General features: G+C 63.3%; 18 protein-coding genes and 4 tRNA genes. 2 read left to right on the forward strand and 20 right to left on the reverse strand.

The genetic code is table 11. The features are described from left to right. The 8 genes from FOS14_RS19060 to rplJ form a co-directional block, all read right to left on the reverse strand. On the reverse strand, positions 1-993 hold the full coding sequence (locus tag FOS14_RS19060) for an MCE family protein (RefSeq protein WP_143772409.1): 993 nt from the start codon (positions 991-993) through the stop codon (positions 1-3). Further along, complete coding sequence (locus FOS14_RS19065; RefSeq protein ID WP_143772410.1) at positions 993-2,060, reverse strand: MCE family protein; 1,068 nt, start codon at positions 2,058-2,060, stop codon at positions 993-995. The genes FOS14_RS19060 and FOS14_RS19065 overlap by 1 nt, the downstream gene beginning before the upstream one ends. Beyond that, a complete protein-coding gene (locus FOS14_RS19070) occupies positions 2,057-3,421 on the reverse strand; it encodes an MCE family protein (protein ID WP_143772411.1) in 1,365 nt (454 codons plus the stop codon). The genes FOS14_RS19065 and FOS14_RS19070 overlap by 4 nt, the downstream gene beginning before the upstream one ends. Then, complete coding sequence (locus FOS14_RS19075) at positions 3,418-4,278, reverse strand: ABC transporter permease (RefSeq protein ID WP_143772412.1); 861 nt, start codon at positions 4,276-4,278, stop codon at positions 3,418-3,420. The genes FOS14_RS19070 and FOS14_RS19075 overlap by 4 nt, the downstream gene beginning before the upstream one ends. Before the next feature lie 3 nt (positions 4,279-4,281). Next, the gene (locus tag FOS14_RS19080) at positions 4,282-5,076 is read right to left on the reverse strand and encodes an ABC transporter permease (protein WP_143772413.1); all 795 of its coding nucleotides are present in this window, start codon (positions 5,074-5,076) and stop codon (positions 4,282-4,284) included. Positions 5,077-5,088: 12 nt separating this feature from the next. After that, positions 5,089-6,141 carry an ABC transporter ATP-binding protein gene (locus tag FOS14_RS19085; RefSeq protein ID WP_185981838.1) on the reverse strand — a complete coding sequence of 351 codons (1,053 nt, stop codon included), beginning with the start codon at positions 6,139-6,141 and terminating at the stop codon, positions 5,089-5,091. A 201-nt stretch (positions 6,142-6,342) separates the two neighbouring features. Further along, entirely contained in the window at positions 6,343-6,735 is a 393-nt protein-coding gene (gene rplL / locus FOS14_RS19090; RefSeq protein WP_143772415.1) for a 50S ribosomal protein L7/L12, read from the reverse strand. A 76-nt stretch (positions 6,736-6,811) separates the two neighbouring features. Further along, positions 6,812-7,375 (reverse strand): 50S ribosomal protein L10, encoded by a 564-nt coding sequence (gene rplJ, locus FOS14_RS19095; protein ID WP_143772416.1) that lies wholly within the window; start codon positions 7,373-7,375, stop codon positions 6,812-6,814. A gap of 361 nt (positions 7,376-7,736) precedes the next feature. On the opposite strand from rplJ, the gene FOS14_RS19100 reads away from it, so the two are divergent. Then, positions 7,737-8,633 (forward strand): alpha/beta fold hydrolase, encoded by an 897-nt coding sequence (locus tag FOS14_RS19100; RefSeq protein WP_370512263.1) that lies wholly within the window; start codon positions 7,737-7,739, stop codon positions 8,631-8,633. A 47-nt stretch (positions 8,634-8,680) separates the two neighbouring features. Here FOS14_RS19100 and rplA read toward each other — a convergent pair whose 3' ends face one another. The 10 genes from rplA to FOS14_RS19150 form a co-directional block, all read right to left on the reverse strand. Next, positions 8,681-9,391, reverse strand: a complete 711-nt coding sequence (gene rplA / locus FOS14_RS19105) for a 50S ribosomal protein L1 (RefSeq protein ID WP_143772417.1) — start codon at positions 9,389-9,391, stop codon at positions 8,681-8,683. Positions 9,392-9,501: 110 nt separating this feature from the next. Beyond that, on the reverse strand, positions 9,502-9,933 hold the full coding sequence (gene rplK, locus FOS14_RS19110) for a 50S ribosomal protein L11 (protein ID WP_143772418.1): 432 nt from the start codon (positions 9,931-9,933) through the stop codon (positions 9,502-9,504). A 55-nt stretch (positions 9,934-9,988) separates the two neighbouring features. Continuing rightward, positions 9,989-10,702: a transcription termination/antitermination protein NusG gene (nusG, locus tag FOS14_RS19115; protein WP_143772419.1), complete on the reverse strand. Its 714-nt coding sequence runs from the start codon at positions 10,700-10,702 to the stop codon at positions 9,989-9,991. A gap of 61 nt (positions 10,703-10,763) precedes the next feature. Further along, complete coding sequence (gene secE / locus FOS14_RS19120) at positions 10,764-11,177, reverse strand: preprotein translocase subunit SecE (protein ID WP_143772420.1); 414 nt, start codon at positions 11,175-11,177, stop codon at positions 10,764-10,766. 33 nt (positions 11,178-11,210) lie between these two features. After that, positions 11,211-11,283, reverse strand: a tRNA-Trp gene (locus FOS14_RS19125). A 155-nt stretch (positions 11,284-11,438) separates the two neighbouring features. Further along, the gene (locus FOS14_RS19130; protein ID WP_370512261.1) at positions 11,439-12,524 is read right to left on the reverse strand and encodes a fused (3R)-hydroxyacyl-ACP dehydratase subunits HadA/HadB; all 1,086 of its coding nucleotides are present in this window, start codon (positions 12,522-12,524) and stop codon (positions 11,439-11,441) included. Between the two features lie 112 nt (positions 12,525-12,636). Beyond that, positions 12,637-12,807: a 50S ribosomal protein L33 gene (rpmG, locus tag FOS14_RS19135; protein WP_143772421.1), complete on the reverse strand. Its 171-nt coding sequence runs from the start codon at positions 12,805-12,807 to the stop codon at positions 12,637-12,639. Positions 12,808-12,869: 62 nt separating this feature from the next. After that, positions 12,870-12,942 (reverse strand) — tRNA-Met (locus FOS14_RS19140). Positions 12,943-12,998: 56 nt separating this feature from the next. Next, positions 12,999-13,071, reverse strand: a tRNA-Thr gene (locus FOS14_RS19145). A 123-nt stretch (positions 13,072-13,194) separates the two neighbouring features. Further along, positions 13,195-13,277, reverse strand: a tRNA-Tyr gene (locus tag FOS14_RS19150). A gap of 115 nt (positions 13,278-13,392) precedes the next feature. On the opposite strand from FOS14_RS19150, the gene FOS14_RS19155 reads away from it, so the two are divergent. Beyond that, complete coding sequence (locus tag FOS14_RS19155; protein ID WP_185981839.1) at positions 13,393-13,893, forward strand: YajQ family cyclic di-GMP-binding protein; 501 nt, start codon at positions 13,393-13,395, stop codon at positions 13,891-13,893. Here the strand turns inward: FOS14_RS19155 and htpX are convergent. Next, the gene (htpX, locus tag FOS14_RS19160; RefSeq protein WP_143772423.1) at positions 13,884-14,756 is read right to left on the reverse strand and encodes a zinc metalloprotease HtpX; all 873 of its coding nucleotides are present in this window, start codon (positions 14,754-14,756) and stop codon (positions 13,884-13,886) included. The genes FOS14_RS19155 and htpX overlap by 10 nt on opposite strands. Positions 14,757-14,838: 82 nt before the next feature. Further along, entirely contained in the window at positions 14,839-15,843 is a 1,005-nt protein-coding gene (locus FOS14_RS19165) for a polyprenyl synthetase family protein (RefSeq protein WP_185981840.1), read from the reverse strand.

Consider the following 15,843-nt stretch of genomic DNA (forward strand, 5'->3'; position numbering starts at 1 on the left):
CTACTGCCCAAACTTTCGAATGGGATCACGGTAACCGGGGATAGCCGGCAATCCGGGCGGGGTCAGGTTGGTGACGACGACGTCAAACCAGCGGCCAGTTCCGAGGACGTCTGCATACACGCCGTAGAACGGTGCTGCGAGCTCGAGTGTCTTGTTGAGGTTCTGCTCGTTCTTGTTCAAAAGGTCCACGGCTGCCTGGAGGTTGACGAGCGTCGGGCCGATCTGTGCCTCGTTGTCATGGACGAAAGCGGTCAGTTCGGTCGACAGCGTTTGGGACGTGGTCAACAACTGGTGAATCGCCTGCTGCCGGAAGTTGAGCTCGGCGAGCAATTCGCCACCCCGCGACAGCAACTTCTGGAAGTCGTCGTTGCGGTCGGAAAGGATCTTCGAGGTGGTCTTGGTCGCGGCGAACAGCTTCTTCAACTGCGTGTCGCGCTTGGCGAGCGTGTCCGACAGCCGGGCAACACCGTCAATCGCGCTGCGGATCTCCGGCGGCGTCCCTGCCATGGCCTGATCGAGGACCTCGAAGCTTTGGGCGAGCTGATTCGTGTCGATCTCACCGGTGGTCTTCGCAAGGTCGCTGAATGCCTCGATGACGTCGTACGGCGAAGTGGTCCGCGACAGTGGGATCACCTGGGTCGGGTCGAGCATCTTGTCGCCCTGCGGGTCCAGCGCCAGGTACTTCTTACCCAGCAGCGTCTTGATCTGGATCGAGGCCGTGGTGTCATTGCCGACCCACGCATTCTTGGTGCGGAAGGCGACTATCACCTTGTTGCCGTCGAGGCTGACGTCGGTGACCTTACCGACCTTCACCCCGGCGATGCGGACCTCGTTGCCCTTCTTCAACCCGGCGGCCTCACTGAACTGGGCCTTGTACTGCGCGCCCGCGCCAATGATGGGCAGCTCACTGATGAAGAATGCGGAGATCGTGATCAGCAGCACGATGAAGATGCTGAGGAACCCGATCATCGCCGGACTTCGCCTGCGTTCCATTACGGACCACCAGCCTTACCGCAGCGCGGTGCTGCATTGGTATACATCGGTTGGTTGATGGTGGGCAGCCCCGCCGGCAGGTTCAACTGCGGAGCATGGCCCGGGCCAGCGACGATGTCGAGGCCACAGAGGTAGAACTGGAACCACGAGCCGTAACTACCGGCGGCGCCCAGTTTCTGAATCTTGATCGGCAGATTTTGGAGAACGGTGTTCACCTCGTCTCGGCGCGAGCTGACTTCCCCAGCTACCTCGTTCAAACCGGCGATGGCACCCTGCAGCGACGGCCGGGTCGGCACCAGTACGTCGTTGGCGGCGACGGTCAGGTCGCCAAGCGACTGCACCGACGCACCGACGGTGTCCTTCGAATTGGCCAGACCCGTCACGAGTTGCTGCGTCTTGATGATCAGGTCGTTGAGGTTGTCGTCACGCTTGTTGACCGTGTCCAGCACAGTGTTGAGGCTGTCGACCAATTCGCCGATGACCCGGTCCTTGTCGGCAACCGTGTTGGTCAGCGACGCGGTGTCGTGCACCAAATCGGTGATCGTGCCACCCTCGCCCTGGAAGACCTGAATGATCTCGAACGACAGCTTGTTCACATCGTCCGCGGTCAGGGTGTGGAACAGCGGCCGGAAGCCGTTGAACAAGGTGGTGAGGTTGACCGGCGGTTTGGTCTGCGCCAGCGGGATGGTGCCGCCGTCGTTGATCTTGTAGCCCTGCTGCCCGGTGCCCTGGTCGAGCTCCATGTACCGCTGGCCAACCAGGTTGCGGAACTTGATCGCGGCGATGGTGCTGGCCGGCAGCCAATCCCGGTCGGTGACGGTGAACGTGACTTCGGCGATCCGGTGATCGACCAGATCGACGCTCTTCACCGTGCCGACCCGAACACCCGCGATCCGCACATCGTCACCGGCGTTGAGCAGTGTCGCATCGGAGAACCGTGCCTTGAAGGTCCCCCCGCCGCCGCCCATGGTGTTGGCGATGCTGAAGGCCAGCAGTGCGGTGGCAAAGATGGTCAACACCGCGAAAATGATCAGTTTGATCAGCGGTGAAAATGGAATTCGCTTCATCGCACGCTTACCTCGCTGCCTCGGAACGCGGGCGCCCCGATCAGGGTGGTCCAGGACGGAATATCCTGCGGCGCAACGCCGCTGGCCGCGCTGTAGATCGCCGCCATGGTGTGCTTCTCATACGGCGAACCAGCGATACTGGCAGGCTGCGCGGCCATCTTCGGCCCACCGGGGAACAGCGAGAACTGCGGCGTGGGGTAGTACGTCGGCGCGGGGCCGGCGTAGCGCGTTGGCGGCTGGTAAGAGCCGTCGTTGACCGACTTCCCACCGGGGTACTGGCCCACATCGACTCCAAGCGGCAACTCCGGCTCACACCACGGACCGCGGTTGTCGAAGAATCGCGGCTCATCCTGGTTGGGCAGGTAGCGCCCGCGGGTGTTGGTCAGCTCGATGGAGACACGCAATCCCGGCTCGGGACTGCCGGCGCCCATGATTTTGTCGATTCGCGGCTTGATCTTGGCGAAGTTGGCGAAGACGCACGGCAACTCCGGCGAATACGTCGCCAAGGTCGACAGGGCTTCCTTGGAGTCCGCGCTCAGGCCAATGATGTTGTCCCGGTTGGCGTTCAGGAAGTCGGCCGTGACCGCACCAGTGCTGGTCAGCGAAGAGAACAGGTCGACGATCTGCGGGCGCTTGTCCACAATCGTCGCGTTGGTGGTGCGCAGGTTGTTGAGCGCGTCGATCAATTCCGGGAATGCGTCGGAATAAGTATTCGAGAACGTCACCAATTGGCGCAAATCCTGTTGCAGGTCCGGCATTTCGCCGTTGACCTGGGTGGCGATGGTATTGAGCCGATCCAGCGTGACGCCCAGGGACTCACCACGATTGGACAGCGCCTGCGAGAGCGCGCCCAGCGTCGACGCGAGGTCCTTCGGCGGAATCGCTTGCAGCAGCGGCAAAACGCTGTCGAACAACTGACCCAGCTCGATGGCGTTGCCGCTCTTGTCCTGCTTGATCGTCATGCCGGCCGCGAGGTGTTCCCCCGACGGGTTATCGGGGTACACCAGATCGACATAGCGCTCACCGAACAACGTCTTGGGTAGCAATCGCGCGGTGACGTTGGACGGGATTTTGTCGATCTTGTCCGGGTTCATCGCGAGAACTGCCTTGACGGCCTCTCCCGATCCGGCTGGTCCCTGCGGTGCGATGTCACGCACCTGCCCGACCTCGATACCGCGGATCTTGACATCCGCGTTCTTCGGCAGCGAATTGCCGACCGTATCGGTCAACAGGTTCACCTTCACCACTTTGGTGAATTGCTTGTTGTACATGGCAATCGTGACCCAGACGAAGGCCCCGACGAGGACCAGAAACGCCAAGCCCAGCGCCCTGTTGCGATAGGTTGCTCCCCTTGTTTTCATCCAGCCACCCGCACTGTCGTCGTGGTACCCCAGATCGCGAGGCTAAGGAAAAAGTCGAGAACCATGATCGTGACGATCGCGGCCCGCACCGCGCGACCGACCGCCACGCCCACGCCCGCCGGGCCGCCGCTGGCGGTGTACCCGTAGACGCAGTGGATCAAGATCAGGACGAAGGCAAATACCAGCACCTTGCCGAAGGAATACAACACATCTTGCGGCGGTAGGAACAGGTTGAAGTAGTGGTCGTAGGTACCGCTGGACTGACCCAGAAACATCGTCGCGATAAATCTGGACCCGAGGTAGGAACCCAACAGACCGATGACGTAGAGCGGAATGATAGCCACGAATCCAGCGAGCATTCGGGTGGTCACCAGGAACGGAAGGCTGGGAACCGCCATCACTTCCAGCGCGTCGATTTCCTCGGAAATCCGCATGGCACCGAGTTGTGCGGTGAAACCACAACCGACAACCGCTGACATAGCAAGCGCCGCGATGAGCGGCGCAATTTCTCGGGTATTGAAGTAGGCCGTTAGGAAGCCTGTCAGTGCGGATGTGCCTAGTTCATCGAGTCCCGCGGCGCCCTGCAGACCGACGACCACACCGACGGCGATGGTCATCATGACGATGACGCCGATCGTGCCGCCGATCACCGCCAACGCGCCCGTACCGAAGCTCACCTCGGCGAGCAGGCGTAGAACTTCGCCCTTGTAGCGGCGAACCGTGCGCGGGCTCCAACCGATTGCCCGCGTGTAGAACGACATCTGCTCGCCGGCGCGATCGAGCACGTCGAGTGGCGTGCGCCCGATTCGACGCACCCGCATCAACGTTTTGTCATATTTGCTGCGCGCGATAACCATGACCTACGACCCCTTCGCAGGAACAACCTGCAGGTAGACGAGCGTGATGATCACGTTGACGAAGAACAGGATGATGAACGTGATGACCACCGACTGGTTGACCGCGTCACCAACACCCTTCGGCCCGCCCTTCGGCGTCAGGCCCTTGTACGCGGCGACCACACCGGCAATTAGGCCGAAGATGGCGGCCTTGAATTCACCGATATAGAGGTCGGGCAGCTGGGCGAGGAAGCCGAACGATGCCAAGTAGGCACCGGGTGTACCACCTTGCAGCAGGACGTTGAAGAAGTAGCCACCAGCGATACCGACGAACGAGACCATGCCGTTCAGCAGCACCGCGATCAGGATCATGCCGAGCACGCGAGGCACCACCAAGCGCGCGACGGGGTCGATACCCAGCACGCGCATGGCGTCGATTTCCTCGCGGATCGTGCGGGACCCCAGGTCTGCGGCGACAGCCGAGCCGGCCGCACCGGCAATGAGCAAGGCCGTGATGACCGGCGCGGCTTGCTGGACGATCGCGAGCACACTCGCCGCACCGGTGAAGGATTGTGCACCGAACTGCTGAATGAGCGATCCCGCCTGCAGGGCGACGACGGCACCGAATGGAATCGATACCAGCGCCGTCGGCAGGATCGACACACTCGCAATGAACCAGGACTGCTCGATGAATTCGCGCAGCTGGAACGGTCGCTTGAAGATCCCGCGCCCTACTTCAATGAAAAGGTCAAAGAGGTTGCCGGCCTGGGCAAATCCCCCCTTGACAGGCCTGACCACCCGATCCTGAACGATGCTCATCGTCGGTCGGCCTTAACCACGATCCGAGTGGCGCTCGTCGTAACCGCCGTCGTGGTACACCGGAATCTGCTGTGTGTCGTCATTGTCCGTTTCATCGAGGCTGTCTTGGATGGCGACCTGCGCGTCGTGCGGCAGGGTGTGCATGATCTCGCGGACGCGGGCCTGGCGGCGGCCGACGGCCTTGCGCTCGGGCATCCCAGGGGTGGCCTTCATCTGCGGGATGATGCCCTCGATCTCCTCGGCGCCACCGGCGTGGTGGCCGGCGTCGACCAGCGCCTGCTCCTGGGCCATCTGGGCCTCGTCCTTTTCCTCCGACATACCGATCGGGCCGATCATGCGGCCGTTGAGGAACTGCTTGACCACCGGCTCGTCGGAGGTCAACAGCACCTCACGCGGGCCGAACATGACCAGGTTGCGGCGGAACAGCATGCCGATGTTGTCGGGCACCGTACGGGCCAGGTTGATGTTGTGCGTCACGATCAGCATGGTCGCGTCGATCTGGGCGTTGACGTCCATGAACAACTGGCTGATGTAGGTGGTACGCACTGGGTCCAGACCGGAGTCCGGCTCGTCGATGAGGATGATCTCCGGGTCGAGCACCAGCGCCCGGGCCAGGCCGGCGCGCTTGCGCATACCGCCGGAGATCTCACCGGGCAGCTTGTTCTCCGCGCCCAGCAGACCCACCAGCTCGAGCTTTTCCATCACGATCTTGCGGATCTCGGACTCGTTCTTCTTGGTGTGCTCGCGCAACGGGAACGCGGTGTTGTCGAACAGATCCATCGACCCGAACAGCGCGCCGTCCTGGAACAGCACGCCGAACAGCTTGCGGATCTCGTAGAGCTCCTTGTGACTACACGTCATGATGTCGGTGCCATCGATGTAGATGGCGCCCTGCTCCGGACGCAGCAGCCCGATCAGCGACTTGAGGAACACCGACTTACCGGTACCGGACGGACCGAGCAGCGCGCTCACCTCACCGGGCGGGAGCGTCAACGTGATGTTCTGCCAGATGTTCTGCCGACCGAACGACTTCGTGATGCCCTCGGTCCGTACCTCGACGCCCACGCCAACCTCCACGTATCCTGACGATTTTCCCTAGTGGGTTGCGTCACTGTATCGCACTCGGCAGACCGGCGGAGCCGACCTACGGAGGCAGCTTATTGGGTAAAAAAGCGGGCGGTCTCCCCGTTGGGGAAACCGCCCGCTTTTTGGTACTCCAGGAACGACTGCCTAAACCGGCTTTCGTTCTGTGACGACAAACACGTCCTACTTGACGGACACCTTCGCGCCCGCGCCCTCGAGCTTTTCCTTGGCCGCGTCGGCTGCTTCCTTGGCGACCTTCTCCAGGATCGGCTTCGGCGCGCTCTCGACGAGGTCCTTGGCCTCCTTCAGGCCGAGGCCCGAAACGATCTCGCGCACAACCTTGATGACCTGGATCTTCTTGTCGCCGGCACCCTCAAGGATGACGTCGAACTCGTCCTGCTCCTCGGCAGCCTCGGCAGCGACCGGAGCGGCAGCGCCGCCGGCAGCAGCAACGGCAACCGGAGCAGCAGCGGTGACCTCGAAGGTCTCCTCGAACTTCTTCACGAACTCCGACAGCTCGAGCAGGGTCAGTTCCTTGAACGCGTCGAGCAGCTCTTCGGTGGTGAGCTTCGCCATGATGGCGGTCCTTCCTTATTTTTGTCCCGTCGCTGATCCGCGACCGGGGCTGGGGTTGTGATACGCGGTCTGCGGATCAGCTTTCGTCGGAAGCCTCGGCGGCCGGCGCCGCAGCACCGCCGTTCTCCGCTTCCAATTTCTCCTGCAGCGCAAACGCCAGGCGGGCCATCTGCGATGCGGGAGCGTTGAACAGGCCCGCGGCCTTTGCCAAGTTGCCCTTCATGGCACCGGCGAGCTTCGCCAACAGAATTTCGCGCGACTCGAGGTCGGCGATCTTGTTGACTTCCTCCACGGACAGCGCGTGGCCGTCCATGTACCCGCCCTTGATGACGAGTGCCTTGTTGTCCTTGGCGAAGGTCTTGATCGCCTTCGCCGCGTCCACCGGCTCGCCCTTGATGAATGCAATGGCGGTCGGTCCCACGAACAACTCGTCGAGGCCTTCCACGCCCGCTTCGGCAGCGGCACGCTTGACCAGGGTGTTCTTGGCGACGGAGTAGGTGGCACCTGCACCGAGCGCGCGACGCAGATCGGTGAGCTTGCCGACCGAAAGGCCACGGTATTCCGTGATCACGGTGGCTGTCGCATTCTTGAACTGCTCGGTGATCTCTGCGACCGCAGTGACCTTCTCGGACTTCGCCATACTTCGCCTCCTCTCTGGGTGTTGTTGCACTAACGACGACCCGACCGCCGCTGCACGGTGAGAGAAGGAGGCATACAAGCAAAACGCCCCGGTGCAGGGCACACGGGGCACATCGGATGGCGGTGCTGACGCACGCGTCCGCGGTAACCTCGTCACTCCCTGCGTGGGCCGCCAGCGGATAGCCGGACCTTCAACCGCAAACGCGGTGACCAACGGTCTTCGGTAGAACGTGATTAGGTGGCGATCGAACGAGTCGAAAGCCGTCGGCAATCATACCGACACCCGTACGCATCGGGCAAAACGAGCCACCGGCCCGCGGCGCAACGCCACCGGGTAGAAAGATCCAATGACCGCAATCGAGATGCGTCAAGGCAGCGCCGACGCCAACGGCATCACCATCGCCTACGAGGACATCGGCAACCCCGCCGATCCGGCCGTCGTTCTGATCATGGGCTTCACCGCCCAGTTGACCATGTGGCCGATGCCGTTATGCGAGTCCTTCGTGGAAGCGGGCTATCGGGTGATCCGGCTCGACAACCGCGACATCGGGCTGTCGACCAAATTCGACGGTGTCCGGGTGCAAGGATCAATCTGGCCGCGGATGGGCAGACACTTCTTTGGTATGTCCAGCACAGTGCCCTACACGCTGGTCGACATGGCCGAGGATGTGGTCGGACTGCTCGACCATCTGGGCATTGACCGCGCCAACATCGTCGGCGCATCGATGGGCGGCATGATCGCCCAGATTCTCGCCGGCGCCCATCCCGAGCGGGTGCTCTCGCTGAACATCATCTTCTCGAGCACCAACCAACCGTTTCTGCCGCCGCCGAGCCTGCCCGCGCTCAGCACGCTGCTCACCGGACCGGGCCCGCGCGCCAGCCGCGATGAGATCATCGACAGCATCGTCAAGGCCCGGCGATCCATCGGCGCGCAGCGCTACCAGGTACCGATCGAAGAGCTGCGCAAGCAGGTCGCCGCAGACTACGACCGCAGCTATAACCCGGCCGGGGTGATCCGGCAGTTCGCGGCGACCACCGGCACCGGCAGCCTGCTGCCCTACGACAAGCGCATTCAGGCTCCGACGGTGGTGATCCACGGGACGGCCGACCCATTGGTGCGGCCAGCCTGCGGCAAGGCTGTCGCCAAGGCGATCCGGGGCGCGCAACTGCACCTCATCGACGGAATGGGACACAGCCTGCCGCCGGCCCTGCTACCGCAGATCAGCAAGTTGCTGCTCGACAACTTCCGGCGGGACTGAAAAAGGCCGGCGCCACGCGGGGCGTCCGGCCTTTTTTCGAGCCTGGCTCAGTCCTCTTCGAGCAGGTTGCGGGTCCGGTTCGGGTCCACCGGGATGCCCGGTCCGGTGGTGGTCGAAACGGTGACCTTCTTGACGTAGCGGCCCTTGGCCGTCGACGGCTTGGCCCGCAGGATCTCATCCAGCGCGGCGCCGTAGTTCTCCACCAGCTTGGCGTCATCGAAGGACGCCTTGCCGATGACGAAGTGCAGGTTGGCCTGCTTGTCGACGCGGAAGTTGATCTTGCCGCCCTTGATGTCCTGCACGCCCTTGGTGACGTCCATGGTGACGGTGCCCGTCTTGGGGTTCGGCATGAGGCCACGCGGGCCCAGGATGCGGGCGATACGACCGACCTTGGCCATCTGGTCCGGGGTCGCGATCGCCGCGTCGAAGTCCAGCCAGCCACCCTGGATCCGCTCGATCAGGTCCTCGGCGCCCACCGCGTCGGCGCCGGCGGCCTCGGCCTCGGCGGCCTTCTCGCCCGCGGCGAACACGATCACGCGCGCCGTCTTACCGGTTCCGTGCGGCAGGTTGACGGTGCCGCGCACCATCTGGTCGGCCTTACGGGGATCGACGCCGAGCCGCACCGCGACCTCGACGGTCGCGTCCATCTTCGACGACGAAGTGTCCTTCGCCAGCCGCGCTGCCTGCAACGGGCTGTAGAGCTTGGAGCGGTCGACCTTCTCGGCCGCCGCGACATACGCCTTGCTGCGCTTTGCCATGTTGTTCTGTCCTTCTAGTTCAGATGTGGTTCGACGGGCCTGGCCGGCCCTCCCAGCTGCTGTGCGCGAATTTTCACCGCCCGCGGTGAAAATTCACGCACGGGTCGGCGTTAGACGACCGTGATGCCCATCGACCGCGCGGTGCCGGCGATGATCTTCGCGGCCTGCTCGACGTCGTTGGCGTTGAGGTCTTCCTGCTTGGTCTTGGCGATCTCACGGATCTGGTCCATGGTGACCTTGCCGACCTTGGTCTTGTGCGGCTCGGCCGAGCCCTTCTGCACACCGGCGGCCTTGAGCAGCAGCTTGGCGGCGGGCGGAGTCTTCAGCTTGAAGCTGAAGGTCCGGTCCTCATAGACCGAGATCTCCACCGGCACCACATTGCCGCGCTGCGACTCCGTCGCGGCGTTGTAGGCCTTGCAGAACTCCATGATGTTGACGCCGTGCTGGCCCAGTGCGGGACCGACCGGCGGCGCCGGGTTGGCCTGGCCGGCATTGATTTGAAGCTTGATAATGCCGGCGAGCTTCTTCTTCTTGGGGGGCATCTATCTTTCCTATTTTCGTGCGGTTTCTTGCCTGTGTAGCAAGTTCTTGGCGCGACTAGATCTTGGCGACTTGGTTGAATCCCAACTCGACCGGAGTCTCTCGACCGAAGATCGATACGAGCACCTTGAGCTTTTGCTGCTCGGCATTGACCTCGCTGATGCTCGCCGGAAGGGTCGCGAACGGGCCGTCCATCACGGTCACCGACTCGCCGATCTCGAAATCGACCTCGATAACCGGCTTGGCGGCGGTCTCGGCTGCCGCATCGCCCGACGCGGCAGCCGCGGCCGGCTTCTTCTGCTTGTCCTGCGGCAGCAGGAACTTGGCGACGTCGTCGAGGCTCAGCGGCGTCGGGCGCGAGGCGGTGCCGGCCAGGTGGGTGGTCATGCCGACGAAGCCCGTCACACCGGGGGTGTTGCGCACCGCGCCCCACGACTCGTCGTTGAGCTCCATCCGAACCAGGATGTAACCCGGCAATACCTTGCGATTGACCTGCTTGCGCTGGCCGTTCTTGATCTCGGTGACCTGCTCGGTGGGCACCTCGACCTGGAAGATGTAGTCACCCACGTCGAGGTTCTGCACGCGGGTCTCGAGGTTGGCCTTGACCTTGTTCTCGTAACCGGCGTAGGAGTGCACGACGTACCAGTCGCCCGGCTGACGCCGCTGCAGGGCCTTGAACTCGGCGACTTCGTCGATGGGCTGCTCGGGTGCGCCGGCCTCCGCCGACGCGTCGGCGACGGTTTCGGTCGCGTCGTTCTCGGGGGTGCTCACTGGGCACTCGCTTTCTTGGTCGTCACGTGCATCTCACCGCGCGCTCATCAACAGGCGTTGGCTAGCCGAACAGCCAGGTCACACCCTTGATGAACGCCACGTCCAGGCCGCTGATATAGGCGACCACTGCGATCACGAATACCAGGACAACAGTCGTATAGGTGACCATCTGCTTGCGGTTGGGCCAGATGACCTTGCGCAGTTCCGTGAGAACCTCACGCAGGAAGCGCACCAACCGCTTGAAGATGTTCGGCCGCTTTCCTCCCGCGGCCTTGACCTTCTTGTCACCGGCCTTGGTTCCGGCCTTCGCCGGCCGTTCTACGGCCGTCGCGCTCGATTCGGCCTCGGCTATCCGCGACCGACGGCCCGGACGCTTGCCGCTCGGACGGTTCGACGCCTCCTCGCGCGAGTCGAGGGCGGTACGGCCGTTCGAGGCGCCCGCGCCTGCGGCCGTGCCGTCGCGCTCGTCGCTCACCCGTCGATCCTTCCGTTTCCTACGTATGCGGGGCAGGGGCGACAGGACTTGAACCTGCAACCTGCGGTTTTGGAGACCGCTGCTCTGCCATTTGAGCTACGCCCCTTTAGGGATTACATGACATCGCGCCGCCCTTTTGCCTTTCGCATGAGCGAACAAGCACAGGGCAGCGCGCAGCGCTGAGTAACCCCAGAAATCTCAGTGTACGGCACGTTTCACGCGGTAGGAAAACCGCAGGCGATCCGGACCGCCGACTCGCTACTAGCTCAGTTGCACGGTCGCGGTGGCCCGACCGAAGATCCGCTTGCCCTCGAACTTCGCGGTAATGGCCACCACCGCCGTCTTCGTCTCGGCATCCATCGACTTGACCTTGCCGGTGTATTCCACCTCGGCCGCCTTGTGCGGATCGACATACACCATGCTGGTGAAGCGCACGCTGTAGTCCCGTACGGCACCTGGATCGCCGAGCCAGGAGGTCACGAATCCAGCGCCCAGACCCATCGTGAGCATGCCGTGCGCCACCACATTCTCGAGGCCGGCGAGCTTGGCCACCTCGTCGCTCCAGTGGATCGGGTTCGCATCGCCGGAGACCCCGGCGTAGTTGACCAGGTCACCGCGGGTGAGCCGGACGATGCGCGGCGGCAACTCGTCGCCGACGGAAACATCGTCGAACTTCAGGCTGGTCACCGCACCAGGCTCCGACCGACGCGGCGGCGCGTACTGCGGCGCGGCCTCGGGCGCGCCGGCGACGACCGGCTGCTGGACCGTCTCGCCGCCATCGGTGCGAGCGGACAACGACACACCATGCATGATGACATCTTCGACCGCATGGGCGATGTTTTCATCGACCTCCCCGCCGGAGCGACCCATCAGTGTCGTGTAAGTCGTCTGCACCAACTCGTTGTTCTGATCAGTGACGATGTTCTTGGTGACGATGATGTCGCTGCCCGCGAGCTGGCGAACCGAATCCAGATAGACGTCACAGGTCAGTTGGTCGCCCACCCGAATCGGCCGGTGGAACTCGAGCACCTGATCGGTCTGCAGGATCTGGCTCATGTCGTAACCGGTCACGATCGTCTCGAACAGTCGCCGCTGGGCGATGATGCCGACCAGCGAAATAAAGGTCAACGGCGCGAGCAGGTTGGGGTGGCCGAGTTCCTTGGCCGCCTCTTCACTCCAGTGCGCGGGATGAAAGTCTTGAACCGCGCGGGCGTACTCACGCACCTTCTCCCGACCGACCTCGTAATAGTCGTCGACGCGGTAGTGGTGACCAACCATCGCCATCGCGTGCGCGGACGGGTCGAACGCAGGTTGTGGGATGGTTGCGGATACGGGATTGTCAGTCACGAGCGGAAATCTACCTGTCTGCCCCGTACCCGATGACTCACTTCGCCCGGCACAAAAACCTGGCCGGTGACAGCTGCCACCGTCGAGAAAGGGCGTAGCCGAAGGAAGGAATCTATCGCGATTCGCGGTGCGCGCGGTGGGTGCCGCAGTTCGGGCAGAACTTCTTCAGTTCCAGCCGATCCGGGTCGTTGCGACGATTCTTCTTGGTGATGTAGTTCCGGTGCTTGCACACCTCGCAGGCCAAGGTGATCTTGGGCCGAACATCGGTGGACTTCGCAGCCACGGTTTGCCTTCTTTCGGTCGCCGCCGATCGGAGCGCCGATCAGCCTCTCATAGCTTTCTGTGTAGCGGTGGCCGGACTTGAACCGGCGACACAACGATTATGAGTCGTTTGCTCTACCGACTGAGCTACACCGCCAGGTTTTCGGCCGAGGCCGATGTCTGACCGGCAACGCCGCCGCTGCCAATCCGGCGAGCCCCCTAACGGAATCGAACCGTTGACCTTTTCCTTACCATGGAAACGCTCTGCCGACTGAGCTAAGGGGGCCTGACCACGCCCGCACTCGATGGCGCATCGAGTGCGTTTGAAGCCCTCAAGAGGTTACACAGTCACCGCATGTCCCGCCAAACCGCTAGCTAGAAGCGGGTTTCCTACCGAATGCACATCGGGTGGCAGGTGTAGGATTCGAACCTACGTAGGCTTTCACCGACGGATTTACAGTCCGCTCCCATTGGCCGCTCGGGCAACCTGCCGTGCTCCCGAAACCGGGTGCGCAAAGCAGAATACAACGAACCCACACCCGTAACGCAAACCGCCTCGTGGGCTAGTTTTGGCAGTCAGTCCCCGACAACCGTGAGGAGTTCCACAGTGGCCGATTCGTCCTTCGACGTCGTCAGTAAGGTCGATCGTCAAGAGGTCGACAACGCGCTTCACCAGGCCGCCAAGGAGCTGTCGACTCGGTATGACTTCCGCGGGACCGGCGCGTCGATCGAATGGACCGGCTCCGGCGACTCGGCCGGCATCGTGCTGAGCGCAGACTCCGAGGACCGGGTCAAAGCGGCCCTCGAAGTCTTCAAGGAGAAGCTCATCCGCCGCGACATTTCGCTGAAGGCGTTCGACGCCGGCGAGCCCGCCCAGTCCGGCAAGGTTTACAAGATCACCGGCACTCTGGTGCAGGGCATCTCGTCGGAGAACGCGAAGAAGATCTCGAAGAAGATCCGCGACGATGGCCCCAAGGGCGTGAAGGCGCAAATTCAGGGTGATGAACTGCGGGTCAGCAGCAAGAAGCGCGACGACCTGCAGGCCGTGATCAAACTGCTGAAGGACTCCGACTTCGGAATCGCGCTGCAGTTCGTGAACTACCGCTGACCCGCCATTCGCTCGAGCCGTTCGATCCGGTCGGCCATCGGCGGGTGTGTGGAGAACAGTCGTGCCAGCTTTTCCCCATTACGGAACGGGTTGGCGATCATCATGTGCGACTGGGCAGCCAGCTTGGGGTCCGGCGGTAGCGGCGCTGCCTGTACCCCGCGCTCCAGCTTGCGCAGGGCCGACGCGAGCGCCAGCGGATCACCGGTGAGTTCGGCGCCCGACTCGTCGGCCTGGTACTCACGCGAGCGCGAGACAGCCAGCTTCACCAGCGTGGCCGCGATCGGGCCGAGCAGCGAGACCAGCATGATGCCGATGATGTTGGGGCCCTCGCCGTCGCGGCTGCCGCCGAACATGGACGCGAAATAGGCCAGGTTGGCCAGCCCGGAGACCACCGCGGCCAGCGCGCCCGCGACCGACGAGATCAGGATGTCGCGGTTGTAGACGTGGGAGAGCTCGTGACCGAGCACCGCGCGAAGCTCACGCTCGTCGAGAATCTGCAGGATTCCGCTGGTGCAGCAGACCGCCGCGTGGCGGGGGTTGCGGCCGGTGGCGAACGCGTTCGGCGCATTGGTGGGGCTGATGTAGAGCCGCGGCATCGGCTGGTGGGCCGTGGTGGCTAGTTCCCGCACGATCCGATAGATCACCGGGGCCTCGACCTCGGTGACGGGCTGCGCATGCATGGCCCGCAAGGCGAGTTTGTCGCTGTTGAAGTACGCGTAGGCGTTCATGCCGATCGCGAACACGATCGCGATCACCAGGATCGTGGGATTGCGGAAGAGCGCGCCGATAAAGACGATCAACGCCGACATCCCGACCAGCAGCGCGAAGGTCTTCACGCCGTTGGCGTAGCCATGCCCGTGCATATCCCTGGTGTCCTTTACTGACTGCGACCGCTACCTGACGAGGTGTAAACGACGGGCAACCAGGACAAGGTTCCCGCGGAAGCTATCCGACCCGCTCGATCGTGTAGTCCACGAGGCGTTTGAGCGCCTCGTTGGCCGGACCCTGCGGCAGCTGCGCAAGCTCGGCACGGGCCATGTCCGCGTAGCCGGAGAGTTTGACCTTGGCCAGCTGAATGCCTTGCGATTTCTCCAGCAGTTGCAGGGCCTCGGTGACCTCTTCGTCGGTTTCGATCGGCCGCGACAGTAGTTGCCGCAACCGGTCCCCGACCGGGCCTTCCTCGCGCAACGCGTAGAGCACGGGCAGCGTCCGCACGCCTTCGCGCAAGTCGGTGCCCGGGGTCTTGCCGGACTGCGCCGACGCCGAGGAGATATCGATGATGTCGTCGGAAATCTGGAAGGCGGTGCCCACCGCGTCGCCGAGTCGTTCCATGCGCGCCACGTGCGAGCCCGGCGCGGCCGAGAAGACGCCGCCGAAGCGCCCAGACGCGGCAATCAGCGAACCCGTCTTCTCCCACACCACCCGCAAGTAGTGCTCCACCGGGTCCTGCATTTCCCGTACGCCGATGGTTTCGCGCATCTGCCCGGTGACGAGTTCGGCGAACGTCTCGGCGATGATGCGCACCGCCTCCGGACCGAGCGTGGAGACCAGCCGCGACGCGTGCGCAAACAGGTAGTCGCCGGCCAGGATCGCGACGCTGTTGCCCCACCGCGAGTTCGCACTGGGTGCACCGCGACGCATAGACGCCTCGTCCATGACGTCGTCGTGATAGAGCGTCGCCAAATGGACGAGCTCCACCACGGTCGCGGCCGTCACAATCGCGGGGTCGTAGGGCTTCGGTCCGAGTTGCGCGGTGAGGATCGTGAAGAGCGGCCGGAAACGCTTGCCACCTGCCTTCGCCAGATGCAGCACCGCCTCCGTCAAGAAATCCTCGCCGTGGGAGAGCTCGTCGACGAGCAACTCCTCGACCTGCTCGAGGCCATGCCGAACGGTTTCGGCCAGTTTCGGGTCGCCGAGATCCACCCCCGCGACGACACTGCCTGTGTTCAC

The organism is Skermania sp. ID1734, assembly GCF_007489285.1.
Classification (GTDB): domain Bacteria; phylum Actinomycetota; class Actinomycetes; order Mycobacteriales; family Mycobacteriaceae; genus ID1734.

Excerpts from the sequence above, each read along its gene's own strand:
- FOS14_RS19060 (WP_143772409.1), bottom strand. The coding sequence starts at position 993 with ATGGAACGCAGGCGAAGTCCGGCGATGATCGGGTTCCTCAGCATCTTC.
- FOS14_RS19065 (WP_143772410.1), bottom strand. The coding sequence starts at position 2,060 with ATGAAGCGAATTCCATTTTCACCGCTGATCAAACTGATCATTTTCGCG.
- FOS14_RS19070 (WP_143772411.1), bottom strand. The coding sequence starts at position 3,421 with ATGAAAACAAGGGGAGCAACCTATCGCAACAGGGCGCTGGGCTTGGCG.
- FOS14_RS19075 (WP_143772412.1), bottom strand. The coding sequence starts at position 4,278 with ATGGTTATCGCGCGCAGCAAATATGACAAAACGTTGATGCGGGTGCGT.
- FOS14_RS19080 (WP_143772413.1), bottom strand. The coding sequence starts at position 5,076 with ATGAGCATCGTTCAGGATCGGGTGGTCAGGCCTGTCAAGGGGGGATTT.
- rplL (WP_143772415.1), bottom strand. The coding sequence starts at position 6,735 with ATGGCGAAGCTCACCACCGAAGAGCTGCTCGACGCGTTCAAGGAACTG.
- rplJ (WP_143772416.1), bottom strand. The coding sequence starts at position 7,375 with ATGGCGAAGTCCGAGAAGGTCACTGCGGTCGCAGAGATCACCGAGCAG.
- FOS14_RS19100 (WP_370512263.1), top strand. The coding sequence starts at position 7,737 with ATGCGTCAAGGCAGCGCCGACGCCAACGGCATCACCATCGCCTACGAG.
- rplA (WP_143772417.1), bottom strand. The coding sequence starts at position 9,391 with ATGGCAAAGCGCAGCAAGGCGTATGTCGCGGCGGCCGAGAAGGTCGAC.
- rplK (WP_143772418.1), bottom strand. The coding sequence starts at position 9,933 with ATGCCCCCCAAGAAGAAGAAGCTCGCCGGCATTATCAAGCTTCAAATC.
- htpX (WP_143772423.1), bottom strand. The coding sequence starts at position 14,756 with ATGCACGGGCATGGCTACGCCAACGGCGTGAAGACCTTCGCGCTGCTG.